19 protein-coding genes and 1 pseudogene are annotated in these 24,060 nt (G+C 61.3%); 17 read left to right on the forward strand and 3 right to left on the reverse strand.

Annotation, left to right across the window (positions count from 1 at the left end):
• Nucleotides 1–13 precede the first annotated feature (13 nt).
• From AC1RMX_RS17450 to AC1RMX_RS17485, 8 genes are all read left to right on the forward strand, one after another.
• Nucleotides 14–907 (forward strand): NAD-dependent epimerase/dehydratase family protein, encoded by an 894-nt coding sequence (locus AC1RMX_RS17450; RefSeq protein WP_493072611.1) that lies wholly within the window; start codon nucleotides 14–16, stop codon nucleotides 905–907.
• A 419-nt stretch (nucleotides 908–1,326) separates the two neighbouring features.
• Nucleotides 1,327–3,048, forward strand: coding sequence for a carbamoyltransferase family protein (locus AC1RMX_RS17455; RefSeq protein ID WP_096818732.1), 1,722 nt, complete (start codon nucleotides 1,327–1,329; stop codon nucleotides 3,046–3,048).
• Between the two features lie 64 nt (nucleotides 3,049–3,112).
• Nucleotides 3,113–4,288, forward strand: coding sequence for an MFS transporter (locus AC1RMX_RS17460; protein WP_096818735.1), 1,176 nt, complete (start codon nucleotides 3,113–3,115; stop codon nucleotides 4,286–4,288).
• A gap of 1 nt (nucleotide 4,289) precedes the next feature.
• Complete coding sequence (locus AC1RMX_RS17465) at nucleotides 4,290–4,961, forward strand: HAD family hydrolase (protein ID WP_493072612.1); 672 nt, start codon at nucleotides 4,290–4,292, stop codon at nucleotides 4,959–4,961.
• Complete coding sequence (locus AC1RMX_RS17470) at nucleotides 4,958–5,596, forward strand: YdcF family protein (protein WP_493072613.1); 639 nt, start codon at nucleotides 4,958–4,960, stop codon at nucleotides 5,594–5,596. The genes AC1RMX_RS17465 and AC1RMX_RS17470 overlap by 4 nt, the downstream gene beginning before the upstream one ends.
• A 25-nt stretch (nucleotides 5,597–5,621) precedes the next feature.
• Nucleotides 5,622–7,088 (forward strand): N-acyl-D-amino-acid deacylase family protein, encoded by a 1,467-nt coding sequence (locus AC1RMX_RS17475; RefSeq protein ID WP_493072614.1) that lies wholly within the window; start codon nucleotides 5,622–5,624, stop codon nucleotides 7,086–7,088.
• A gap of 112 nt (nucleotides 7,089–7,200) precedes the next feature.
• A complete protein-coding gene (locus tag AC1RMX_RS17480) occupies nucleotides 7,201–8,613 on the forward strand; it encodes a hypothetical protein (RefSeq protein WP_493072615.1) in 1,413 nt (470 codons plus the stop codon).
• 64 nt (nucleotides 8,614–8,677) lie between these two features.
• A complete protein-coding gene (locus tag AC1RMX_RS17485) occupies nucleotides 8,678–9,046 on the forward strand; it encodes a glyoxalase superfamily protein (RefSeq protein ID WP_114881352.1) in 369 nt (122 codons plus the stop codon).
• Here AC1RMX_RS17485 and gliR read toward each other — a convergent pair.
• A complete protein-coding gene (gene gliR, locus AC1RMX_RS17490; RefSeq protein ID WP_493072616.1) occupies nucleotides 9,043–10,071 on the reverse strand; it encodes an AraC family transcriptional regulator GliR in 1,029 nt (342 codons plus the stop codon). The genes AC1RMX_RS17485 and gliR overlap by 4 nt on opposite strands.
• A 211-nt stretch (nucleotides 10,072–10,282) precedes the next feature.
• On the opposite strand from gliR, the gene AC1RMX_RS17495 reads away from it, so the two are divergent.
• The 7 genes from AC1RMX_RS17495 (at nucleotide 10,283) to AC1RMX_RS17525 (ending at nucleotide 20,199) form a co-directional block, all read left to right on the forward strand.
• Nucleotides 10,283–11,878 carry an FAD-binding oxidoreductase gene (locus AC1RMX_RS17495; protein ID WP_493072617.1) on the forward strand — a complete coding sequence of 532 codons (1,596 nt, stop codon included), beginning with the start codon at nucleotides 10,283–10,285 and terminating at the stop codon, nucleotides 11,876–11,878.
• A gap of 5 nt (nucleotides 11,879–11,883) precedes the next feature.
• On the forward strand, nucleotides 11,884–13,479 hold the full coding sequence (locus AC1RMX_RS17500) for a glycerol-3-phosphate dehydrogenase/oxidase (RefSeq protein ID WP_096818755.1): 1,596 nt from the start codon (nucleotides 11,884–11,886) through the stop codon (nucleotides 13,477–13,479).
• A gap of 20 nt (nucleotides 13,480–13,499) precedes the next feature.
• Entirely contained in the window at nucleotides 13,500–15,068 is a 1,569-nt protein-coding gene (locus AC1RMX_RS17505; protein ID WP_096819322.1) for an FGGY-family carbohydrate kinase, read from the forward strand.
• A 116-nt stretch (nucleotides 15,069–15,184) separates the two neighbouring features.
• On the forward strand, nucleotides 15,185–16,474 hold the full coding sequence (locus tag AC1RMX_RS17510) for a phospholipase (protein WP_493072618.1): 1,290 nt from the start codon (nucleotides 15,185–15,187) through the stop codon (nucleotides 16,472–16,474).
• 45 nt (nucleotides 16,475–16,519) lie between these two features.
• Nucleotides 16,520–18,478 carry a DUF1302 domain-containing protein gene (locus tag AC1RMX_RS17515; protein ID WP_493072619.1) on the forward strand — a complete coding sequence of 653 codons (1,959 nt, stop codon included), beginning with the start codon at nucleotides 16,520–16,522 and terminating at the stop codon, nucleotides 18,476–18,478.
• Nucleotides 18,479–18,509: 31 nt separating this feature from the next.
• Nucleotides 18,510–19,883 carry a DUF1329 domain-containing protein gene (locus tag AC1RMX_RS17520; RefSeq protein ID WP_493072620.1) on the forward strand — a complete coding sequence of 458 codons (1,374 nt, stop codon included), beginning with the start codon at nucleotides 18,510–18,512 and terminating at the stop codon, nucleotides 19,881–19,883.
• 103 nt (nucleotides 19,884–19,986) lie between these two features.
• Nucleotides 19,987–20,199: a FitA-like ribbon-helix-helix domain-containing protein gene (locus AC1RMX_RS17525; protein WP_096818767.1), complete on the forward strand. Its 213-nt coding sequence runs from the start codon at nucleotides 19,987–19,989 to the stop codon at nucleotides 20,197–20,199.
• A 169-nt stretch (nucleotides 20,200–20,368) separates the two neighbouring features.
• Here the strand turns inward: AC1RMX_RS17525 and AC1RMX_RS17530 are convergent, their stop codons facing one another.
• Entirely contained in the window at nucleotides 20,369–21,232 is an 864-nt protein-coding gene (locus AC1RMX_RS17530) for a methyl-accepting chemotaxis protein (RefSeq protein WP_371858302.1), read from the reverse strand.
• Nucleotides 21,227–22,288 (reverse strand): annotated as a pseudogene (locus AC1RMX_RS17535) (methyl-accepting chemotaxis protein); the annotation flags it as partial. The gene AC1RMX_RS17530 and the pseudogene AC1RMX_RS17535, both read right to left, overlap by 6 nt.
• A 253-nt stretch (nucleotides 22,289–22,541) precedes the next feature.
• On the opposite strand from AC1RMX_RS17535, the gene pmrG reads away from it, so the two are divergent.
• Both pmrG and AC1RMX_RS17545 read left to right on the forward strand, forming a co-directional pair.
• Complete coding sequence (gene pmrG, locus AC1RMX_RS17540) at nucleotides 22,542–23,213, forward strand: lipopolysaccharide core heptose(II)-phosphate phosphatase PmrG (RefSeq protein WP_096818773.1); 672 nt, start codon at nucleotides 22,542–22,544, stop codon at nucleotides 23,211–23,213.
• Nucleotides 23,210–24,031 (forward strand): phosphatase PAP2 family protein, encoded by an 822-nt coding sequence (locus tag AC1RMX_RS17545; RefSeq protein ID WP_493072621.1) that lies wholly within the window; start codon nucleotides 23,210–23,212, stop codon nucleotides 24,029–24,031. The genes pmrG and AC1RMX_RS17545 overlap by 4 nt, the downstream gene beginning before the upstream one ends.
• Nucleotides 24,032–24,060 lie beyond the last annotated feature (29 nt).

The following is a 24,060-nucleotide window of genomic DNA, read 5'->3' on the forward strand; positions in this document are numbered from 1 at the left end:
AGGGAGTTTCTCCATGAACGTATTCGTCACCGGCGCTGCCGGTTTTATCGGCGGCTCCATCGCTACCGGTCTGGTCAAGGCCGGGCACACCGTCACCGGTCTGGTGCGCGGCGCCGAGCAGGCTGATGAGTTGAAAGCACTGGGCATCACCCCGGTGATCGGCACCCTCGACGACAAGGCACTGCTGGCCGAACAGGCCCGCGCCGCCGACGCCGTGATCAACGCCGCCAGCAGCGACCATCGCGGCGCGGTCGAAGCCTTGCTCGATGCCCTGCGCGGCTCGAACAAAGTGTTCCTGCACACCAGCGGTTCGAGCATCGTCGGCGATGCGTCGGGCGGCAAATCCAGCGATGTCATCTACTTCGAAGACAACCTGCCGGAGCCGACTGTCGACAAAGCCGCACGCGTGGCCATCGACAACCTGATCCTCGCGGCAGCGAAGGACGGCGTGAACTCGGCCGTCATCTGCAACACCCTGATCTACGGCCACAGCCTGGGCGTCCATCGCGACAGCGTGCAACTGCCGCGCCTGCTGAAACAGGCGCGCAAAAGCGGCGTGGTGCGTCACGTCGGCACTGGCCAGAACATCTGGTCCAACGTGCACATCGAAGACGTGGTGTCTCTGTACCTGCTGGCGCTGACCAAAAACGTCCCGGGCACGTTCTACTTCGTCGAAAGCGGCGAAGCGTCGTTCATCGACATGACCACCGCCATGGCCGAAGCCCTGAATCTGGGCCAGCCACAAGACTGGCCGCTGAAAGACGCCGAAGCAGAGTGGGGCTACGAAATGGCCAACTACGGCCTGGGCTCCAACAGCCGGGTACGCGGCAAACACGCCCGTGAGCTGCTGGGCTGGGTACCGAAGCGCACGTCAGTGGTCGAGTGGATTCGCAACGAAATGGTGTGAGTCCACACACCACACTTGAACCTGTGGGAGCCATCCGGCTCCCACAGGTTTTTTTATGCCCCGGAAAAGACGGACAGGATGCCGAGGCTCATCGAAACGTTCAGAAATTTCCTACTAGCCTGATCCCCGCACAGGCATGGCCAACACAGCTGGCCGGTTTGTAGGATAGCGGGCACCCACTGGTTGTCTGGCCATGAGGCCAGGTCGGTGGGTAACGCCCGTGGAATTTTTCTGCAAAAAGGAATTTGCGATGGCAATACGCACCTCTGCTGCCTGCACGTAAAGGCATATCCCGGGCGAACCAGATGATTTCGCCTCCTCACGGTTCATGACACGGCGCCACGCGCCTTGGCCGGAGCATTGCGCTCTTCGGTCGTGGGCACACTCATCCGCGAAATTGGCAAGAACAAGGAGTAGTTATGGTCATTTTGGGCATTACCAATAACGATTTGTCGGGCGCTTGCCTGGTACGCGATGGTCAGATTCTCTCGGCAGTCAGCGAAGAGCGTTTCACCCGCATCAAGGATCACAAGATCTGGCCCGCCAAGTCCATCGAGTTTGTGTTGAGCCAGGCTGGCGTGTCACTGGAAGATATCGACTACGTGGCTTACGGATGGAATGCCGGTTTCAACGCCGATAAACACCTTGAGTTGTATTTCGACCGAATCGTCGAGGAAGTCCGGAACAACCCCGAAGGCCTGGCGCAGTTCCGCCAGCGTGTTACCGATGAAGTCCGAAACGACAGAGAGAAGCGCGCCGAATTCGATCAATACATTGTCGCCAATGGCCTGGCCGGCAAGGCGTATTACATCGATCACCATGAATGCCATGCCCTTGGTGCTTATGTCTGCTCGCCGTTCGATGAGGCCTTGACCCTGACCTGTGACGGGCGCGGCGACTTCCAGTCGCTGACCGTGACCTGGTACAGCCCGACCGAAACCACGGTTTTGCAACGCGAAACCAGCATCGACAGCCTGGGTTACTTCTACGGCCGGATCACTCATTTGCTGGGCTACAAACCGAACCGGCATGAAGGCAAGGTCACGGGACTGGCCGCTTTTGGTGATCCGCAGAAGTTGCTGGGGGTGATGCAGCAGATGATCCGTTTTGAAGACGGGCGCATCAAGGCCCGTTGCGGCGACCTGTTCGTGCCGTCCTACAACCACTACAGCGAATCACTGGAAACCCTTTTCTCCCGGGAAACCCCCGAGGATATCGCCGCCGCCGTGCAGCGCCACTCCGAAGACTTGCTGGTGGCGATCGTCAAACATCACCTGGAACAACGCGGCAGTACCAACCTGTGCCTGGCCGGCGGTGTGTTTGGCAACGTCAAACTCAACCAGCGCCTACGCGAGATTCCCGGCGTGCAAAACGTCTATGTGCTGCCGTGCATGGGCGATGGCGGGCTGGCACTGGCGGCGGCCGTCGGAGCGGCGTACCTGGAGAACGGCACACGCTTCAAGAACCCGGCGATGACCCTCGGGCCGGAATCGCGCAGCGTTTCGCAGAACATCAACCTGATCCATCGCGACTACCCTGAACTCGGTTATCACACACCGTCGAACATCATCGACGTGCTGACCGACGCACTGATGGAAAACCAGGTGCTGGGCATGTTCAAGGGCAAGATGGAGTTCGGCCCGCGCTCACTGTGCAACCGCAGCATCGTCTATCACGCGCAGGATGGCGAAGTGAACGACTGGCTGAACAAACGCATGCACCGCACGGAGTTCATGCCCTTCGGCCCGGTCACCGCCATCGAACAGGCGGCGGCCTGTTACATCGGCTGGGACGAGGATCAAGTGGCGGCAGACACCATGACCATGACCTACGATTGTCATCCGCAGTTCAGCGAGGCCAGTCCGGCGGTGGTGCACATCGACGGCACGGCGCGGCCGCAGATCATTCGCCCGGAGCGTGATCCATTCATGCATCGGCTGTTGAATGCCTGGCATGAGCGGACCGGTCAGGCAGCGTTGATCAATACCTCGTTCAACCGGCACGAAGAACCGATCGTGTGTTCGCCTCAGGATGCGCTGGATGCGTTGAAAGAAGGGATGGTCGATCTGGTGGTGATGAGTGAATCACTGATTGTCTGGCGCAAAGGCAAAAACAGCTTCACCCAACAACGCTTCGAATAATGGATGGATGGTTACAGGGCTCCGCTGGAGCCCTGCTCAGGAGCATCGAGCGTATGGTTGACCCATGTATCTGATCTTTTTCGGGTTCTTTGCGGCAGAAGGGATCATCTATCCGTTCTGGCCGACCTGGCTGAATTCGCTGGGTTTCAGCGCCAGTCAGATTGGCCTGCTGATCGCGGCGGTCTATTGGCCCCAAGTCGTGACCGGAGTGTTGATCACTTACGTGGCCGACTGGCGCGTGGACCAATTGCGGCTCGCGGCTTTTCTCGGTTTCTCGGCAGCGTTGTGTACGTTGCTGTTCTATTTCATGCCGGTGCACCTGTGGGGATTCGTGTGCCTGAGCATCCTGTTCGGCGGGCTGTGGATGGTGGTGTTGCCGCTGTCCGAGTCCTATCTGCTCAAGCGTGACAAGCAAGCCCTGCAGAACTACGGCTGGGTCCGTGCGGTGGGCTCTTCAGCGTTTATCCTGACTTCGACCCTCGGCGGCCTGTTGTTTGCGCAGTACAGCCAGTCATGGGTGCCGGTGGTGATTGCCGCGTGCATGTTGCTCACCGCACTGGCATGCCTGTGGCTGAAGCGTCAGGTCTCCCGTGCCCATCTGGAACCGGTCAGTCGCACCCTTGAACGACCGGACTGGAAAGCGCTGTTCGCGCAAAAAAGTCTGTTGGTCGCGATTGCGGCGGCCAGCTTCATTCAACTGAGTCACACCCTGTACTTTTCCACGGCGTCGATCGGCTGGGGCGTGAAGGGCTACTCTTCAACCGCCATCGGGGTGTTCTGGTCAGTGGCGGTGATCGCGGAAATCACTTATTTCGCGTTCTCCAACAAAGTCCTGTCGTTCTGTTCGCCGTTGTCCATCGTGATGTTTTCCAGTGTCTGTGCGGCGGCGCGCTGGGCGTTGTTTTCCGACAGCGATGCGGTGCCGGTGATCCTGCTGGGGCAATGCCTGCACGCCTTGAGTTTCGCGGCGTATCACTCGGCGATCATGCGCTGCATTCGCGATCACGCCCCGCCAGATATCCAGGTGTTTACCCAGGGTGTCTATTACTCGCTGGCGGTTGCCTTGCCCATGGGGCTGGCCACACCCTTTGCCGGGTATCTGTACGAGACGCAGCCACAATGGTCCTGGTATGTCATGGCGCTGTTTGCCCTGATGGGAACCGTGCTGGCATTCATTGCTCACCAGAAAATGCGAAGTGCAACCGATGCCACAACGAACGTTTACAGCCGTCTGCTTTGATATGGACGGCGTGCTTATCCAGTCTCGCGAGGTCATCGAGTTCGCCTGGACCACGGTGGCGCGCAACTACGGTGTTGCCGTCGATCAGGCGTTCATCGACGATCACATTCACGGTCGCCCGGGCGGTTACACCCTGCAGGCCCTGTTTGGTCAGTTCGACGAACAGACGCGCGTGGCCATCAAGCAAGAAGTCGACGCCATCGAAGAGGTTTCGATCTGTCCGCTGGTGCCGGGCGTCGCTGCGTTCATCGCCCAATTGAATGGGCGCGTGCCGCTGGCGCTGGTGACCAGCAGTTGGCGAGCGCGAGTCGACCACGTCTTGCAGCAACACGACCTGACGTCGGTTTTCGACTGCATCATCTGCCGCGACGATGTGCGCAGTGGCAAACCGGCTCCCGATCCTTATCGCCTGGCCGCCGCCCGACTGGAGCGTCAGAGCGATGAATGCCTGGTCTTCGAAGATTCCGTCAGCGGCGTGCAGTCGGCGGTCAGCAGCGGCGCGCTGTGCATCGGTATCGGCGACGATCCGACGCTGAGCGCTCACGGGGCACTGCGGACGTACGCGGATTTCACGGCGCTCCCGGTTTCGCAGGGCGGGGTGGATACACACCTCTATGCCGACGGTGGGTTGTTTATCAGCGGGCAGCTTGCCCAGAGGTTCGCACGCTCATGACACCGACCTTGCGACACGCGACCGTCCTGTGGAATTTCCTGGGAGCAGGGCGCCAACACAGCGAGTGTGAGCTGATCGTGGTGTGCGGCTCCTACGACCTTCGAGTCTGCGATTACGCCTGCCAGTTGCTGAAAAAAGGCGTCGCCCCGCATCTGTTGTTTACCGGCAATACTGGTAACTGGACGAAGCATTTGTGGGAACGGACCGAAGCCGATATTTTTGCGCAACGGGCCATGATTCAAGGTGTTTCGCCGGATCAATTCACCCTCGAATCCCGTGCCACCAACTTCGCCGAGAACATCGCATTTGCCCGAGCGTTGTTCCCGGACGTGCGCCGGGCGACGTTCCTGACCAAACCGAATTCGATCCGGCGCGTGGCGTTGACCTTGCCCGTTCAATGGCCAGGGCTTGAGGCCTGGGTGGATGCGCCGTCGTTCAGTTTTCCGGGGGAGGTCAGCAACCTGATCGGGGTTCTGGGGCTGATCGACGAAATGGTCGGGGATGTGCACCGGATCATGGTTTACCCTTCGCTGGGCTTTCAGGTCGAGCAGGTGATTCCCGAGGAAGTCGAGGTAGCCTGGCGCTACCTGATCGAACAAGGATTCGATCACCATTTGATCAAAGGCAGACACTGACGCCGAGCTGCCGCCGGAGACTGACATGCTGTACGACACACTGATTCGCAACGCCCTGGTCATCGACGGCAGCAACAGCCCCGGCTATACCGCTGACGTGGCAATCCTCGGTGGCCGCATCGCGCGCATCGGTGACTTGCGCGATGTGAGCGCCACCGATGAAATCGACGCCGCCGGCCGAGTGCTGGCACCGGGCTTCATCGACGTGCACACCCACGACGACACCGTGGTGATCCGCCAGCCGCAGATGCTGCCCAAGCTCAGCCAGGGCGTGACCACGGTGATTGTCGGCAACTGCGGCATCAGCGCCGCGCCGGTCAGTCTCAAGGGCGATCCACCGGATCCAATGAACCTGCTCGGCACTGCCGCCGCATTCGTCTATCCACGTTTCAGCGATTACCGCGCGGCGGTCGAAGCGGCCAACACCACGCTGAACGTCGCGGCACTGGTCGGGCACACGGCGCTGCGCAGCAATCACCTCGATGATCTGTTTCGCACGGCGACTGACGATGAAATCGCCGCGATGCGCGAGCAGTTGCGTGAAAGCCTGGAGGCGGGCGCCCTTGGTTTATCCACAGGTCTGGCCTACGCCAGTGCGTTTTCGGCATCCACCGATGAAGTCATGCAGCTGACTGAAGAATTGAACGCGTTCGGCGCCGTGTACACCACCCATCTGCGCAGTGAGTTCGAACCGGTGCTGGAGGCCATGGACGAAGCCTTTCGCATCGGCCGCCACGCCCGTTCGCCGGTGATCGTTTCCCACCTCAAGTGTGCCGGCGTAGGTAACTGGGGGCGCAGTCCGCAGTTGCTCGCGTCGCTGGAAGAAGCGGCGAAAACCCACCCGGTCGGCTGTGATTGCTACCCGTATGCGGCGAGTTCTTCGACGCTGGATCTGAAGCAGGTGACCGATGCCCACCGCATCACCATTACCTGGTCGACACCGCATCCGGACATGGGCGGCCGTGATCTCATGGATATCGCCGCGGAATGGAACCTGCCATTGCTCGACGCCGCCAAGCGTCTGCAACCGGCGGGCGCGGTGTATTACGGCATGGACGAGAACGACGTGCGCCGCATCCTCGCCCATCCGCTGACGATGGTTGGCTCCGACGGCTTGCCGGAAGACCCGTTCCCGCACCCACGTCTGTGGGGCGCTTTCCCTCGGGTGATCGGGCATTTCAGTCGTGATGTAGGCCTGTTTCCGCTGCACACCGCCGTGCACAAGATGACCGGTCTTTCGGCGGCGCGCTTTGGCTTGAAGGAACGAGGCGAGATCCGGGAAGGCTATTGGGCCGATCTGGTGCTGTTCGACCCCGCAACCGTACGTGACGTGGCTGATTTCAGCGATCCGCAACGACCGGCGCAAGGCATTGACGGGGTGTGGATCAATGGCGTGTCGAGTTATCGCGACGGACAGGCCAGCGGCCGGCGTGAAGGCCGATTCCTTGCCAGACAGGGGGATTTGCGCGCGGGATTCGCGCGCGCGTTGTGAGGGCAGGGAAGCTGGATTGATAGCGTGATGGCACATTGAGACTAAAGATTCCCTCGACCAAGCCGAATTGCTGACATCCAGTGGATTTGGCGTACGTCGCCCAGGGAGTTTCATGTATCGCGTCAGTTTGCTCGTAGCCATCACCCTGTTGACTGGCTGCGCCGTCACCCCGCAGGTCAGAACCGCCGCCTCCCAGGCTGAAACAGGGGGCATCCTGATGCGTCCGATCGTGCAGGACTCGATCATTCGCGAAGGCGATGTCTTGAGCTTTCAAACCAGCGACACAGGCAACGCTCAAGCGGGATCAGGGATCCTCGCGCAACTTGAAGCCTCTTGCACGGCGGATCGCGGCAGCCTTCTGTACCTGACCAGTTCCGTGCGTCGCTATCTGGGGGGCAATGGCCGCGAGTACAGCGTGGGCTTGCCGATTCCTGCGTCGGCGTATCCGACGTTCAAGCGTCACCCTGATTTCATTCGTGCCTGCGCGCAGACGCCACAGGCGGACTGGCGTGTGGTCAAGGGCAGTGGCGAACAGCAATGGGTGATGATCGACCGCAACAGCCTCAAGACCGAAGGCAATGAGTTGAAGTTCTGGGCCGCGTACGACAATCCGTATGTAGCGTTCGATATGCCCTACAACGCGCCTTATGCACAAAAGCGTGAGCACTATGCCGTCAACTGTTCCAAACAGGTGTTCCGTCCGATCGGGGGGTATGACCTCAATGTCGACAACACCGTGACCGACGGCCAGGACCGCACTTCGCTGGCCGCCCAGCCAATTGCCGGAAGCAACGACGACTACGAGATGCTGTTCAAACTGGCCTGTGAGAAGCCGCAATCCATCGCGCAGTTGCCGGTGTTCGTACCCCGTGCCAAGAAGACCCAGCCGACGACTTTGCCGATGGTATCCGACAAGGTACTTTCCGCGATCAAGAACCTGAACATGACCCCGGTCAGCAAGCCTCTGAGCTACGTGGAAGTGGTAGGCAAGTCCACTTACGAGTCCACGACCAAGGACATGCGCGAGGAACGTTTCCTCGGTGTCGACGCTGTCAGTGGCCAGTCGACCCAGCGCTTGACGGGCAACGGCTACGAGGGCAATAGCGTGACCTTCCGTGGGCTGTTCGAGCTGGTGAGGCAAACGGAGTTCGGCGTGGGCAAGCCGTCGTCGATGAAAGACGGCTCCAGCGTGGAGGAGCTCAGCTTCAGTGGTGACTGGCAGCACATGCCGGTCAACGGCAAGCTGGGTTACATCATGCAACTGCGCACGTCCAATTCGGTGATCGGCAAGCTTGGTGAAATCACTCGCCGCAATGAATGCACGGTGGTTCGTGACCTGTCTGCCAATGAACTCAATGCCACGCTGAGCGGCGGGGCCAAAGAACTTTCTTGCCAGCAGAAAAATGATCAGTACGGCCGGGTGGATACGTATTACTACCTGCAGGACTACGGCTACTTTTTCTTCGCCCGTACCGACAAGAACAACCACTACTACCATGACCTCACGCTCAAGACAGTGCGCTGAGCAGGCCGTTTGAACCTGACACGCCCGCCTCAGGCGGGCGAATCCCATACGCGAGAACATGCCCATGAGCTTCGGTAAAACCACCCCGATCCTGCGGATTTTCGATGAAGCCAAGGCCTTGGAGTTCTATGTCGACTTCCTCGGTTTCAAGATCGACTGGCAGCATCGTTTCGAACCCGGTTTCCCGTTGTACCTGCAAGTCTCCCGGGGCGAGTGTGTGCTGCACCTGTCCGAGCATCATGGCGATGCAACACCGGGTTCGGCCCTGCGGATCGAGACCGATGAGCTGGAGGCCTTCCAGCAGCAGTTGATCGCCAAGAACTACAAGTTCTCGCACCCGGGGATTCAGGCCATGCCGTGGGGCAGCCAGGACATGACCATCGCCGATCCGTTCGGCAATCGCCTGGTGTTCACCAACGCGATCAGTCTCTAACTGTCGTTCGATACCCGGTGAGTCTGCCGAAACTCACCGGGCGGCATGCCACGCCGGCTCTTGAATGTGCGGTGAAAGGAGCGCGGTTCGGTGAAGCCCAGATACTGGGCGATGTCCTGAATCGGCAACGTACTGTTTAACAGGTAATGCTCGGCCAGCTCCTGGCGCAAGTCATCGAGGATCTGCTGATACGAGGTGCCGGCCTGATGCAACTGGCGTTGCAGCGTGCGCACGGACACCGCGAGATGCTCGGCCACCTGTTCCTTGCGCGGCAGGCCTTCCTTGAGCAACTGGCGCAGGATGCTTTTGACCCGTTGCTCCAGCGACGCATCCTCCAGTGTCGCCATCAGGCTCTGCGCGTGCTCTTCCAGCGTGCGCAGCAAATGCGCATCGGCCTGGCGCAACGGCAACTGCAAATACGGCAGCGGCACGATCAGCGCGGAATACGGTTGATCGAATAGCACCGGGCATTCAAAAAACTGTTCGTACTGTTCCAGCGTCGTGTCCGCCGGGCGTGAGTGTTCCAGCCACACGGCGGCCGGCGACAATTGGGTGTCGGCGATCCAACGCGCATATTGAAGCCAGGAACCGAGTACGTTTTCCACCAGATGCCGGCGAATTCGCGGGCGCTCAAAGCGGCAGCTCCAGATCAGGTGCACATGGCTGTCCTGAACCTCGGCGCGGCTCACACCCATGTCGCCCACCAGTTTTTCGAACGGCATGATGCGGCTCATGGCGTCGCCCAGTGTCGCGCAGTTCATGGTGATGTAACCCAGCACGCTCCAGGAGTTGGGCAACACGAAATTCGCGGCGTTGAGGCCGAACAGCGGATCGCCCGAGTGTTCGCAGAAATAATCGAGCAACCGTTCATGGGTTTCACCCGGCAGGCGCAGGCTGTTGTCGCTCAACTGCTGCGCCTGCAACCCGGCCGCCGCCAATGCAGGCTCGATGGCCATGCCCAGATGTTCGGCGTGGCGCAGGTACTTGAGCAGCGGCGGAACGGAGGTGAAGCCGAGCGATTGCATGACCGTATTCCCTTGATCGAGGCCGCCGTGGGCGGATGAGCGCCCTGAAAGGTAATTTGAATCCACGACTAAAGTAAATGGCTGACGCTTGCGCGACGTTTGACTCAATTGGCTACTCGAACTGGCCGGATGCGACCGTGACACTTTCGGCCGGCTGACTAGTATGAGGGCCTGAAATCTCACTGATCAGACTGCACAGAAGGACACACGCATGCGACGCTGGAACGGCTGGGGAGATGCAACAACGGTGGTCGAACTGCCGGCCCAGGGCGCAAGTTTTCTCCATGAGCGACTAGGGGAGGGCCGAGCGCTGCCCGATGCGACGCTTGAAGCGGCGATGGCCCGCGTACCGGTCTCGCGGCTGGCGGAGCACGCGTTGTACAGCATCGATGCCCATGACCGTCTGCTGCATGCCCGGGGGCAGAGCCTGCCGGACTGGCTGGCATTGCGCGAAGGGGCGTTGGGTAACTATCCCGACGCCGTGGCGTTCCCGGAAACCGCTGAACACATCCGCCAGTTGCTGGCGCTCGCCCAGGCGCAGGACCTGTGTCTGATTCCCTATGGCGGCGGCACGTCAGTGGCCGGGCACATCAATCCGACAGATTCCGCGCGGCCCGTAGTAACTGTTTCCCTGGCGCGGATGAATCGCCTGCTCGACCTCGATGAACAGAGTCTGCTGGCGACTTTCGGCCCCGGCGCCAGTGGGCCGCAGGTGGAAAGTCAATTGCGCGCCCGTGGCTACACGCTGGGGCATTTCCCGCAGTCGTGGGAGTTGTCGACGCTGGGCGGCTGGGTGGCCAGTCGTTCCAGTGGCCAGCAATCGCTGCGTTATGGGCGGATCGAGCAACTGTTCGCCGGCGGGACGCTGGAAACCTTTGCCGGGCCGCTGCAAATCCCGACCTTCCCGGCCTCGGCTGCCGGCCCTGATCTGCGCGAAGTGGTGTTGGGTTGCGAGGGGCGCTTCGGGATCATTTCCGAGGTCAAGGTGCGGGTCAGCGCACTGCCGGCCGATGAGCGTTTCTACGGTGTGTTTCTGTCCAGCTGGAGCAAGGCACTGCAGGCCATTCAGCAACTGGCCCAGGCGCGAGTGCCGCTGTCGATGCTGCGTCTGTCCAACGCGGTGGAAACCGAAACCCAGTTGGCGCTGGCCGGCCATCCGCAACAGATCGCCTGGCTGGAAAAGTATCTGAGTTTGCGCGGAGCGGGTGAAGGCAAGTGCCTGCTGACCTTCGGCGTGACCGGCAATCGCAAGCAGAATGCGCTGTCCCTGAGTCAGGCCCGCCAGCATCTGAAGGCATTCGGCGGTGTGTTCACCGGCACACTGCTCGGCAAGAAGTGGGCGCAGAACCGCTTCCGTTTTCCCTACCTGCGCGAGAATCTGTGGAACGCCGGTTATGTGGTCGACACTCTCGAAACCGCCACCGACTGGAGCAACGTCGACAACCTGCTCAACCTGATCGAAAACAGCCTGCGCGATGCTCTCGCGGCTGAAGGAGAGCGGGTGCATGTGTTCACGCATCTGTCCCACGTCTACGGCGAAGGCTCGAGCATCTACACCACCTACGTGTTTCGCCCGGCGGCGGACTATCCCGCGACGCTGGCCCGCTGGAAGGCCCTCAAGCATGCGGCCAGCCAGACCATCGTCGACAACCACGGCACCATCAGCCACCAGCACGGCGTGGGCAAGGATCACGCGCCGTACCTGCTGCGCGAAAAGGGCGAGCTGGCGATGGACACCTTGCAGGCGCTGAGCCGGCACTTCGACCCGGCCGGGCGCCTGAACCCCGGCACGCTGTTGCAGGAGTGACGGCGATGAGCGCGGACTGGAACGCCGAATGGCGCCAGCAGGTCCTGCCGACACTGGCGGGTGAAACCTGGGACCTGATCGTGATCGGCGGCGGCATCAGCGGTGCCGGAATCCTGCGTGAAGCCGCGCGTCGTGGCTGGCGTTGCCTGCTGCTGGAGCAGCGAGATTTTGCCTGGGGCACGTCCAGTCGATCATCGAAAATGGTTCATGGCGGTTTGCGTTATATCGCCAAGGGCCAGTGGCGACTGACCCGCGATTCGGTGCGCGAACGCCAGCGTCTGCTCGACGAAGCGCCGGGGCTGGTGGAACCGATGAGTTTCATGATGCCGCACTATCGCGGCGGCTTTCCCGGGCCGCGGGTGCTGGGTGGTCTGTTGTCGATCTATGACGCACTGGCGGGGCGGCGCGACCATCGTTTCCATGACGCGCAGCAACTGCGTTATCTCGCGCCGGGCGTGAAAGAAAATGACCTGTTGGGCGGCACCTGTTTTGTCGATGCGCTGACCGATGACGCACGGTTGGTGATGCGCGTGTTGAGCGAAGCGCGGGCCGACGGCGCAGTGGTACTCAACGGCATGCGTGTCGAACATGTGCTGCGTGAAAACGGGCGGGTGTGCGGGGTTCAGGTCGAGGACTGCGAAGCCGGCGCTTCAATTCAATTGCGTTGTGGTGTGCTGGCAGTGGCTACCGGCGCCTGGGCCGAACGCTTGCGTCCGCCCGAGGCTCCGCGCCAGTTGCGTCCGTTGCGCGGCAGTCATTTGCTGCTGCCGGGCTGGCGCTTGCCGGTGGCGCAGGCCTTTACGTTTATGCACGAGCAGGATCGGCGTCCTGTGTTCGTTTTCCCTTGGGAAGGCGCCACAGTGGTCGGCACCACCGACCTTGATCATCGCGAGAATCTGGACCAGAGCGCGAGCATCAGCGGCGAAGAACTGGACTATCTGCTGGCCGCCTGCCGACAGCAGTTTCCCGGCGCTGAAGTGACAGCGGCTGATGTGCTTTCAACCTGGTCGGGCGTGCGCCCGGTGGTGGGCAGTGCGGCGGGTGAGCATCAAGACAAACCGTCGAACGAAACCCGTGAACATGTGCTGTGGCAGGAGCCAGGCTGCGTCACGTTGGCCGGTGGCAAACTCACGACGTTCCGCCCGCAAGCCATCGAAGTGCTCAAGGCGTGCGCCGACATGCTCGGCCGTTCCTTCGATGACGATGCCGCGCCGGTGTTTGCCGCCGTGCCGCCACTGACAATCCCCGGCCTCAGCCCGGGCCAGTGGCGACGTCTGGCCGGGCGACATGGCCGGGACTTGCCGAGACTGGCGCAACTGCTCGCCGAACTGGGCCACGACACCGTCGGCGCCACCGACACCTTGTGGGCAGAACTGGCCTTCGCCTGCGAAGCGGAAATGGTCCTGCACCTGGATGACCTGCTGCTGCGCCGAACCCGTCTCGGCCTGTTACTGCCCCATGGTGGAGCAGATTATTTTCCGGCCATTCGCCAACTCTGCCAGCCGCGACTGGGCTGGAACGACGAACACTGGCAACAGGAACAGCAACGCTACCAGGCGTTATGGCAACGCCATCACGGCCTGCCGGAAATCGCGCAGTGATGCCCCTCGAAGAGAGTTCCATGGACAACCACCCGAACAAGCGTTACCTGCTGGCCATCGACAATGGCACCCAGAGCGTGCGCGCGCTGCTCTTCGATTTGCAGGGCAACCTGCTCGGCAAGGGCAAGGTTGAATTGCAGGCCTATTACTCGACGCAGCCGGGCTGGGCCGAGCAGGATCCGGAATATTACTGGGCGAAACTGGGCGAGGCCTGCCAGCAGGTGTGGGCGCAAACCGGCATCGATCGTTCGCAGATTGCCGGGGTTTCTCTCACGACGCAGCGCGGCACGGTGATCAATGTCGACGCCCAAGGCAAGCCGCTGCGCCCGGCGATTCTCTGGCTCGATCAGCGCCAGAGCGAAGTCGAAGGCGGGATCAAGGGACCGTGGGGCTGGCTGTTCAAACTGGCTGGCGCGCAGGCCACCGTGGATTACTTTCGCACCCAGGCCGAAGCCAACTGGATCGCCCGGCATCAGCCTGACGTGTGGGCGGCGACCGACAAGTTTCTGCTGCTCTCGGGGTTTCTCACGCATCGCCTGTGCGGGCGCTTCGTCGATTCGGTGGGATGTTGCGTCGGTTACCTGCCGTTCGACTTCAAACGTCTGCGCTGGGCCGCGCCGCGTGACTGGAAATGGCAGGCGCTGGCGGTGCGTCCCGAGCAGTTGCCGACCTTGCACAAACCCGGTGAAACCCTCGGCCACATCAGCGCTGAAGCGAGTCTTCACACCGGCATTCCCGAAGGCGTTCCGCTGATCGCGGCGGGGGCCGACAAGGCCTGTGAAGTGCTCGGTTCCGGCGTCGTCGACTCGGGCACGGTGTGCCTGTCTTACGGCACCACGGCGACGATCACCAGCACCCGCTCGCGCTATCTGGAAATCGTCCCGTTGATTCCGCCGTACCCGTCGGCGGTGCCGGATCAGTACAACTGCGAAGTGATGATTTATCGCGGCTACTGGATGGTCAGCTGGTTCAAGAACGAGTTCGGCCTGCGGGAAATGCAGCAGGCCAAGGAGCAGGGTATCGAGCCTGAACAACTGTTCGATGCGCTGGTCGATGCGGTGCCGCCGGGCTCGATGGGGTTGATGCTGCAACCGTACTGGTCGCCGGGGATTCGTGAGCCGGGTGTGGAGGCCAAAGGCGCGATGATCGGCTTCGGCGACGTGCATACCCGTGCGCACATTTACCGGGCGATTCTTGAAGGTCTGGCGTATGCGTTGCGTCAGGGCATGGAGAAAATCGAGAAGCGCTCGAAGATCTCCGTCACCCGTTTACGTGTTGCTGGCGGCGGCTCGCAAAGTGATGCGGCGATGCAACTCACGGCGAACATCTTCGGTCTGCCGGCGGAGCGTCCGCACGTCTATGAAGCGTCCGGTCTGGGCGCGGCGATTTGCTGCGCGGTCGGGCTGGGGCTACACGCGGATTTCCCCACAGCAATTGCGGCGATGACCCGGGTTGGCGCGGTGTTTCAGCCGCAACCCGAGGCGCAGCAGGTCTACGAGCGACTGTACAAGGACGTCTATCTGCGCATGTATCGGCAGCTCAAACCGTTGTACCAGAGCATTCGCAGGATCACCGGTTACCCGGCCTGAAAGAACAGTGCATGTGGCGCTATCGGAGAACTTTTCTGGTGAGATTGGACAGTGTCAGGGGCGAGGTCGGTTGTTAGGCTCATCCCCCACAGCACATCCAACAAGAACTAAAAGCAATGAAGCTGACATTCCTCCTGCTGCTGCTTTGTGGAATGGTCCCGACGGCGTGGGGCTGGTCGAATCATACGGTGGGCAGCTACCTGGCGTTGCAGGACCTGCCGGCGTTGCGCGATGCGCCACCTGTTGAAGTCGAACCGCTGGAGCGGTTTCTCTCCGAGCAATATCCGGCCATCGCCGCGTTGCTCGATGAGCAGGAACGCTTCGCCCGCGAGCATTTCAACCAGTACCCGCCGCGCCCCGACAACCTCAAGTTGCCCGCCGAGCCGAGCGACAATCTGCGCCACGACTTCCTCACCGCGCTGCGGATCAACCCGCAGATTTATCTGGCGATGGTCATCCAGCCGTTGCCGGGCAAGGACCTGCCGGAGCGCGAGCATCTGCAGGCCGATCAGGTCATGGTGGAGCAAACGCTTTCGCCGTGGAATCGCCAGCGTTTCATCCGCGTAGCCGATCACGAAAAAGTCGCGCCCCTGGCCGTGCTGGCCAGTGCCGCCGACGAGCCGGACTACGGCCACGACATCAATCTGTTCAGCGACAACCCCGGTGAAGTCGCCGCGTTGTACGGCTTCGGCCCGCAGCCGTTTGGCGATGCGCGCTTCCAGTACAGCTCCCAGGCGCCGTTCCACATGGGCTTCTTCCATGAGAGCCCGGTGGTGTATGCGGCTGCCGGATTTCTTGAGCGCAGCTGGCCGGACTGGCGCGCGTATCAATACATGGGGCTGGCGCGACTGGCGTTTGCCAGCGGCCATCCTTACTGGGGTTATCGCTTTCTCGGTTGGGGCCTGCACCACGTTCAGGACCTGACCCAGCCGTATCACGCCAAGCCGTTGCCGGGCGTCGAACTGCCGAGCCTTCTGCTGCTGGAGGGCAAGGCGCTGGCCGGTTTTGCGGATGACAAACAGGCGTCCATCGAACGGGTCGCGACCCGCCACATGGAGGTCGAGAAATACCAGTCGACCTGGCTGCGCCGTGTGCTGCGCGCCGGTCAGCCGCATCCGATGATCGACGCCTACGCCGATGCCGTCGGGGACGCGCATTACCCGCCGTACTCCGTGGACTACCTGCGCGAAGTGGTGAGCGCCGAGTCCGTCGACGACTCTGCCGCCTTCGATGAAGCCATCGGCCAGTGGCTGGAAACGGCGCCGGTCACCAGCGATTTCAGCGCGGGCAATCAGTTGCAGCGCGAGACCTTCGAGCACCCGGAACTCAATCGGCAATTGCTCAAATTGCTCGGCCATTTCGGCGCCCACAGCCGGATTTATGTTCGTGCGGGGCTGGCGCCCTAAGCATCGCGGCAACACACAACAATAAGAACAGGGAAGGAGGAACAGATGATCAACACTCGATTGCGCCTGTCTGGCGTAGCGCTCCCCGGTGTCGGTTTGGCAGGGCTGCTGCAACTCTGCGCAGTCGACGCGGTGCAGGCCGCCGAGTTCAGCGTGCTGGACAATCAGGTCACCGGCTCGCTCGACACGACCTTGTCCTATGGCCGCTTGTGGCGGGTGCAGGGCCGGGACAAGAACAACGATGACGTCAACACCAACGACGGCAATCGCAACTTCGACACCGGGCTGGTTTCCGAGGTGTACAAGATCACTTCGGAGCTGGAAGCCAACTACCAGAACTACGGGATGTTCCTGCGCGGCACCGCGTTCTACGACACCCAGTTGATGGACAAGCGCAACGACTACTACCACAACAACAGCCCGTCGCAGCCGAGCCAGAGTTATCCCCAGGACGACCGTTTCACCAGCCAGACCCGCGACATCGCCGGCAGCCGGATCGAGATGCTCGACGCCTACGTCCACGGCAGCTGGGATGTTGCGCAAATGCCGGTCACGGCGCGGGTGGGGCGTCAGGTGTTCAACTGGGGCGAGGGGATTTTCTATCGCGGCGGGATCAACACCACCAACCCGGTGGACGCCGCCAAGTACCGCTTGCCCGGCGCCGAGGTCAAGGAAGTGCTGATGCCGGTGGAGGCGGTCAGCTTCAACATCGGCCTGACCGACAGCCTGACGATGGAGAGCTTCTACCAGACCAACTGGAAAGAAACCCGCATCGACCCGGTCGGCACGTTCTACTCGCAGACCGACCTGTTCGCCGACGGCGGCAACACCGCTTACAACAACTTCAGCGGCACCGCACTTGATACGCCGGTGCCGGGGTTTGGCAATGTCATCGGTCTGTACAGCGCACTGGGCAACAACCCGTTGCTCGGCCCGGCGCTGAAGTCCACCGGCCTCTACGCCAACGGCATGACCCCGGCCTACGGCAACACCCTCAAGGTGGCGTCGATCGGCAAGGACTACAACGCGCGCAACGACGGTCAGTTCGGCTTCGCCTTTCGCTACATCGCCGAAGAGCTCAACAGCACCGAATTCGGCTTGTACATGGTCAACTACCACGCCAAGGAGCCGACCATCGCCGCTGACCTTGGCGGTTACAAGGGCATCGACATGAATGCTCTGACCAACATGCTCTCCAGCGTTGCCGGCAGTCAGGCCGGGGCTCTCGCCAACGGTCTGGCGACCGCCGATGTGATGGGCAACATCCAGGCCCATCGGCGGTATGCCGAAGACATCCGCATGTACGGTTTCAGCTTCAACACCACGCTGGGCAATGCCTCGGTGTTCGGTGAAGTGGCCTATCGACCGAACCTGCCCATCGGCGTCGCGGCCACCAACGACCTGATCGGCGATCTGGCCAACGGTGCTGCCGCAGCCGTGTCCGGCAAGACCATCAACGTCGGCGGGCAAATGGTCACCCTCGACAGCCAGATCAACAACGCCGAGCGGGTGGAAGCGTTCAACACTTCGCTGGGCAGCATCTACAACTTCGGCCCGACGCTGTCGTTCGACTCGATGTTCGGCATCTTCGAACTGGCCTCCGAGCACCTGCGCGGCAGCAGCCTGCAATACACCGCCTACGATGGCAGCACCCGTTACTACGCCGGCACCGGCAACACTTCGTACGTGTCCGGCGGTGATCGCGACGATCAGGTCAATCGCAATTCCTACAGCTACACGGTGATGTTCAACGGCACCTGGAACGACGTGTACGCCGGGATCAACGTCTCGCCCTACGTCGTCTACAAGGACGATTTCAAGGGCAACAGCTACCAGGCCGGCAATGCCATCGAGGGTCGCAAGGCCTACACGCTGGGGGTCAAGGCCAACTACCAGAACAAGCTCGAAGCCGAACTGCAATACACCGAGTTCTGGGGCGGCGGGCAGAACAACGGTATTCGCGACCGCGACAACGTCGGTTTCAACCTCAAGTATTTCTTGTGAGCCCACAGGTTTTTGAATTCGGAGAACGAACATGTTTCCTGCATCACGACTGACCAAGACCACGCTGGCGTTGTTTTTGAGTTTGACCGCTGCAAGTACGCTGGCCGCCATCTCGCCCCAGCAGGCCGAACAACTGAAAACCTCGTTGACCCCCATGGGCGCCGAGCGTGCCGGCAACGCTGCCGGCACCATCCCGGCCTGGACTGGCGGCATCACCCAGGCGCCGGCCGGCTACAAGCCCGGCCAGCATCACCCCGATCCGTACGCGGCGGACAAACCGCTGTTCACCATCACCAAGGCCAATCTCGACCAGTACAAGGCGCACCTCAGCCCCGGCCAGATCGCGCTGTTCAACAGCTACCCCGACACCTTCCAGATGCCGGTCTATCCCTCGCGCCGATCCGGTTCGGCGCCGCAGTGGCTGTATGACAACACCCTGAAGAATGCGACCTCGGCCAAGTTGCTGGAGGGCGGCAGCGGGTTCGCCGATGCCTATGGCGGCGTACCGTTCCCGGTACCCAAGGATGGTGTCGAAGTGCTGTGGAATCACATCACTCGCTATCGCGGCATCTACGTGGTCCGCCGCGCCTCCGAAGCACCTGTGCAGCGCAACGGCAGCTTCGCGCTGGTGACCTCGCAGCAAGAGGGCTTCTTCAATTACTACCGCCCGGGCGGTCAATTCGCCGACCTGAAAAACATCCTGTTCTACTACCTCGCCTTCGTGAAAAGCCCGGCCCGCCTCGCCGGTGGTGCAGCGTTGGTGCACGAAACACTGGACCAGCTCAAGGACGCCCGCCAGGCCTGGATCTACGACGCCGGCCAACGCCGCGTCCGCCGTGCACCGAACCTCGCCTACGACACGCCGATTGCCTCATCCGATGGCCTGCGCACCGCAGACGACACCGACCTGTTCAACGGCTCGCCGGACCGCTTCGACTGGAAGCTCAAGGGCAAGCAGGAAATCTACATCCCCTACAACAACTACAAAGTCGGCAGCCCCGACGTGAAATACGCCCAACTGCTCACCCCCGGCCATCTCAACCCGCAATACACCCGCTACGAGCTGCACCGGGTCTGGGTGGTGGAAGGCACACTCAAACCAGGCGCACGACATATCTATTCCAAACGCGTGCTGTTCCTCGACGAAGACAGCTGGGGCGCCGCGCTGGTGGATCAATACGACGGGCGAGGGGAGCTGTGGCGCGTGTCGATGGCCTACCTGAAAAACTTCTACGACCTGCCCACCACCTGGAGCGCACTCGACGTCTTCCACGACTTGCAGGCCCGTCGGTACTACGTGCAGAACCTGGATAACGAAGAGGCCTCGACCGTCGACTTCTCGCAACCGGTGCCGGAGGATTCGTACTTCATGCCGTCGGCGTTGCGGCAGCGGGGGACGCGGTGAGTGGGCAAGACGCGATCTCCATCCCTTCGTTACAACCTGAAACCTTGCATCAAACGCTGCGTGCTAGCCTCGATGCTTCAGGGGCCAATACGTTGGAGGGATTGTGGCGAGTTTAATCATCAGGAATGTTGACTATCAGCTCTATAAAAAGCTGGAGGCCACGGCAAGATTCAATGGTCGTTCGATTGAGGAGCAGGCGTGTGTGATGTTGCGCAATGCGCTGGAGCAGAATCAATCTACCGGTGGCTTGGGAACTCGAATCCACGAACGGTTTAGACGTTTTGACGGGGTTGAATTGGAGTTGCCTTTACGCTGATACGGCACGGTTTTTTTTGCAGGACCTATCTTCATAGGCAGTTACATCGCAATCGCGGGCAAGCCCGCTCCCACAGGTAAAGAGTCGAACACAGTATCTGTGCACGCCTCAGAACCTTGTGGGAGCGGGCTTGCCCGCGATTGAATTTCGCTTCAGCGCTGACTGTAGGTCAGACGCGGAAGTGGCTCACCATCTGCTGCAACTGCCCACCCAACCGCGCCAGTTCAACGCTGGACTTGGCTGTCTCATCACTCGCCGCCGCCGTCTGTTCCGACACGTCACGGACGTTGATGATGCTGCGGCTGATTTCTTCGGCCACGGCGCTTTGCTGTTCGGCGGCTGCGGCGATCTGTTGGTTCATCGACTGGATGTTCGACACCGTGCGGGTGATGTTTTCCAGGGACGAACCGGCCTTGCGGGTCAGGGCGACGCTGCTGTCGGTCAGGGCGCGGCTGTTGTTCATCACGGCGGAAACCTGTTGCGTGCCGTTCTGCAGACCGGCCACCAGGCCTTCGATTTCTTCGGTGGATTTCTGGGTGCGCTGAGCCAGACCACGGACTTCGTCGGCGACCACGGCAAAACCACGACCGGCTTCACCGGCACGGGCGGCTTCGATGGCGGCGTTGAGGGCCAGCAGGTTGGTCTGTTCGGCCACAGCCTTGATCACGTCCATGACGCTGCCGATCTTGTCGCTTTCCTGTTGCAGCACGCTCATGGCTTCGGTGGAACGCACCACTTCGCTGGCCAGACGCTCGATCTGGGCGATGGCTTCGTTGACCACTTTGTCGCCTTCGCGGGCTTCGCCGTCAGCGGCGGCTGCGGCTTGCGAGGCTTCTTCGGCGTTGCGCGCGACTTCCTGCACGGTGGCAGTCATCTCGTGCATGGCGGTGGCCACCTGATCGGTCTCGATCTTCTGGCTGTTCACGCCGGCGCTGGTCTGTTCGGTTACGGCCGACAGTTCTTCGGCGGCGCTGGCGATCTGGGTGACGCCGTCGCGGATGCCGCTGATCAGGTCGCGCAGGGTTACGCCCATGCGCGCGATGCCTTGTTGCAGCACGCCGAGTTCATCGCGGCGGGTGACGATCACGTTGTGGCTCAGGTCGCCGCTGGCGATGCGTTCCACCACGGCCATGGTTTCCTGCAGCGGACGGGTGATCTGGCGGGTGATGATGAAGGCAGCGATGACGCCCACCAGCAAGGCCAGCAGGGTGCTGATCAGTTGCAGGGTGCGGGCCTGAGCGCTTTCCATGTCACGACGGTCTAGCTGGATCTGATACATCTGCTCGCTCAGGGTCACGATGGTGGCGCCCTGATCGGTCATTTCCTTGCGTGCCTGCACCGCATCGGTGTTGGCATTCTTGTAAGCCTGCAACGCGCTGCGGTAGTTGGTCAGCGCGGTTTCCAGCTGACGCAGGGCGTCTTGCTGGGTGTCGGCGAAATGCGCGTTCAGTTGCTTGAGGCTGGCAATGGCCACGTCCAGCTGACCGACGGCTTTCTGCTCGGTCTCGGCGTTGGTGGTGGCGGTGTAGCCGCGCACTTCGTAGCGCGCCAGGATGAAGGCTTCCTTGGCGGCGGTAATGGCCTGGAACTGCTCGAAACGCTGTTCACTCATGGCCATCTGCTGGACGCGGGTGCTGATCGATTCGATCAGGTCGTACGCGGTCTCGGCATTGACGCTCATGGTGTCGCGCGCCGTGTTGCCGGTGCGGTAGGCGTTGCGCATTTTGTTCAGGGACGTCTGGTATTCGGCGATGGTTGCCGCCTGCGCCTTGAGCAACTTGACGTTTTCCGGGCTCTTGAATTTGCCGATCAGCGCTTGCTGTTGCGCAGCGAAACCGTCGAGGGTGGTCTGCACGTTCTGCGCGGCGGTTTCGTCGCCGTTGGTCAGCATGTATTGCAGGCGCACCACGCGCAGCTTGGTCAGGCCAGAGTTGAGCTGGGTGATGTCGCTCATCCAGTTGCTGCGGTCAATCAGGCCGCCCAGGCTGGTCCAGCCCGTCAGGGCCAGAATGCAGGTCAGGGCCAGGACGAGACCGAATCCCAGCCCCAGTTTGAGGTTCACGCTGATGTTGCCGAACCAGCTATTCATCACAATTCCTCCAGAAACGTTGTGCTTCTTGATCGTCGGTTAGGCTGGAAGATTGTTGTTTTTTTGAGCCAGCAAGGGTGTTAGCAGGACTGTATCGGCCGCAAATCCTGGAGCTGAAAGGATTTTGTCCGACGGAATTTGTAACAAGGGATCCCAAGACTTTTTTCACATGACTTTCACCGGCCGCCCACGGGGGCGTCTGTACCTTCGCCGCATCAAATGACAGTGATATAGGCTGGCGAGGCGAATTTTTGTGGAATTGAGACTGAGTCTGTTCGGCGTCAAACGCTCGATCGATCTGAGTGGTTTGGCCCGCTTTCGAAACGCCGGGGTTGTTCTGGCCGTGTCGGCACTGGTGATTCCGCTGACCCTGTGGCTGCTCGCCCCGGCGGCGGTGCCTGACCTCGCCCACGGCAATGTCGCCGGCGCGCAGGCGTTGGCGACCGGCTGGGCCAAGGGCGACATGATCGTGCTGGTGCGCCATGTCGAGCGCTGCGATCACTCCCCGGCGCCGTGCCTGAGCGGCAATGACGGCATCACCGACCGTTCGCGCAGTGTCGCGGTTGCTGTCGGTGCGCAATTCGAGCGCCTGGGCCTGAACAACGCCGACATCTATAACAGCCCGATGACCCGCACCGTGCAGACCGCCGGTTACATGTTCAACCGGGCGACGGCCGGCGAAGACTGGCTGATCAGTTGCAAGGGCCGCATGTTGCAGGACGCGCTCGCGCACAAGGTCCCAGGGCGTAACCTGATTCTGGTTACCCACAGCGAGTGCATGGCGCAGCTGGAAAAAGACCTCAAGGTGCCGGCCTCGACCCTCGGTTATGGTTCTTCGCTGTTCGTTTCCGCTGCCAGCCTGGCGGCTCCAAAGATGCTCGGCTTCATCGAGGCCTCTGACTGGCGTACGGTGACCACCCGATGACTTCTCGCTTTTACGCTTACAACTTCGGCATCCCGCTGTTTTGTGCGGCGGTGGTGTTCCTGATGTTCGACATGACTCACATCGACATCGCCTTCAGCAACCTGCTGTTCGATCCGCTGACCCATACCTTCCCGCTCGACAAGATTCACTTCTTTGAAAAGCTGACCCACAAGTGGGCGCGGATCATCCCGAACTGGACCGCTGAAATCGCGCTGGTCGGCGCGATGCTGTCGGTGGTCTGGCCGTTGGTCAATCCGCAGAAGCGCCCTGGCCTTGCCGGGTTTCTGGAGCGCAGCAAAGTGGCTCCGGTGCTGCGTTTTACCGCTGACCATCGCCGGGATTTTCTGTTTGTGGTGGTGGCCTTCGCGGTGTGTACCGGGGTGATTCACTTCCTCAAGGCCCACACCAGTGTTTACTGCCCGATCGAGACGACGCTGTACGGCGGCAAAATGGCTCACATCGAGTGGTACAGCAATTTCCAGCTGTTCCATGAAGCCGGTGACGGTCGTTGCTGGCCGGGTGGGCATGCGTCCGGCGGGTTCACCATGCTGGCGCTGTATTTTGTCGCGCGTCGTTATCAGTGGCGCTTCTCCAGCGCCTTGTTGTGGGGCTCGCTGTTGCTCGGTTTCGTCTACGGCACGACGCGGGTCCTGCAGGGCTGGCACTACATGTCCCACACGTTCTGGGCCGGTATCTTCGTCTGGCTGGCGTGTTTGCTGACGGCGCTGGCGTTTTATGGACGGGCTCGTCTGGAGTTGCCGGTGTTGAGCAAGCGTGAGCGACAGGTGTTCAGTGCACAGCCTGAGGTTTCTCTCTGAAGCGTCGCCACTGAAATGAAAAACCCGCC

It is taken from the genome of Pseudomonas sp. GW822-FHT03F04 (assembly GCF_058801405.1).

Excerpts from the sequence above, each read along its gene's own strand:
- AC1RMX_RS17450 (WP_493072611.1), top strand. The coding sequence starts at position 14 with ATGAACGTATTCGTCACCGGCGCTGCCGGTTTTATCGGCGGCTCCATC.
- AC1RMX_RS17455 (WP_096818732.1), top strand. The coding sequence starts at position 1,327 with ATGGTCATTTTGGGCATTACCAATAACGATTTGTCGGGCGCTTGCCTG.
- AC1RMX_RS17460 (WP_096818735.1), top strand. The coding sequence starts at position 3,113 with ATGTATCTGATCTTTTTCGGGTTCTTTGCGGCAGAAGGGATCATCTAT.
- AC1RMX_RS17465 (WP_493072612.1), top strand. The coding sequence starts at position 4,290 with ATGGACGGCGTGCTTATCCAGTCTCGCGAGGTCATCGAGTTCGCCTGG.
- AC1RMX_RS17470 (WP_493072613.1), top strand. The coding sequence starts at position 4,958 with ATGACACCGACCTTGCGACACGCGACCGTCCTGTGGAATTTCCTGGGA.
- AC1RMX_RS17475 (WP_493072614.1), top strand. The coding sequence starts at position 5,622 with ATGCTGTACGACACACTGATTCGCAACGCCCTGGTCATCGACGGCAGC.
- AC1RMX_RS17480 (WP_493072615.1), top strand. The coding sequence starts at position 7,201 with ATGTATCGCGTCAGTTTGCTCGTAGCCATCACCCTGTTGACTGGCTGC.
- AC1RMX_RS17485 (WP_114881352.1), top strand. The coding sequence starts at position 8,678 with ATGAGCTTCGGTAAAACCACCCCGATCCTGCGGATTTTCGATGAAGCC.
- gliR (WP_493072616.1), bottom strand. The coding sequence starts at position 10,071 with ATGCAATCGCTCGGCTTCACCTCCGTTCCGCCGCTGCTCAAGTACCTG.
- AC1RMX_RS17495 (WP_493072617.1), top strand. The coding sequence starts at position 10,283 with ATGCGACGCTGGAACGGCTGGGGAGATGCAACAACGGTGGTCGAACTG.
- AC1RMX_RS17500 (WP_096818755.1), top strand. The coding sequence starts at position 11,884 with ATGAGCGCGGACTGGAACGCCGAATGGCGCCAGCAGGTCCTGCCGACA.
- AC1RMX_RS17505 (WP_096819322.1), top strand. The coding sequence starts at position 13,500 with ATGGACAACCACCCGAACAAGCGTTACCTGCTGGCCATCGACAATGGC.
- AC1RMX_RS17510 (WP_493072618.1), top strand. The coding sequence starts at position 15,185 with ATGAAGCTGACATTCCTCCTGCTGCTGCTTTGTGGAATGGTCCCGACG.
- AC1RMX_RS17515 (WP_493072619.1), top strand. The coding sequence starts at position 16,520 with ATGATCAACACTCGATTGCGCCTGTCTGGCGTAGCGCTCCCCGGTGTC.
- AC1RMX_RS17520 (WP_493072620.1), top strand. The coding sequence starts at position 18,510 with ATGTTTCCTGCATCACGACTGACCAAGACCACGCTGGCGTTGTTTTTG.
- AC1RMX_RS17530 (WP_371858302.1), bottom strand. The coding sequence starts at position 21,232 with ATGGGCGTAACCCTGCGCGACCTGATCAGCGGCATCCGCGACGGCGTC.
- AC1RMX_RS17545 (WP_493072621.1), top strand. The coding sequence starts at position 23,210 with ATGACTTCTCGCTTTTACGCTTACAACTTCGGCATCCCGCTGTTTTGT.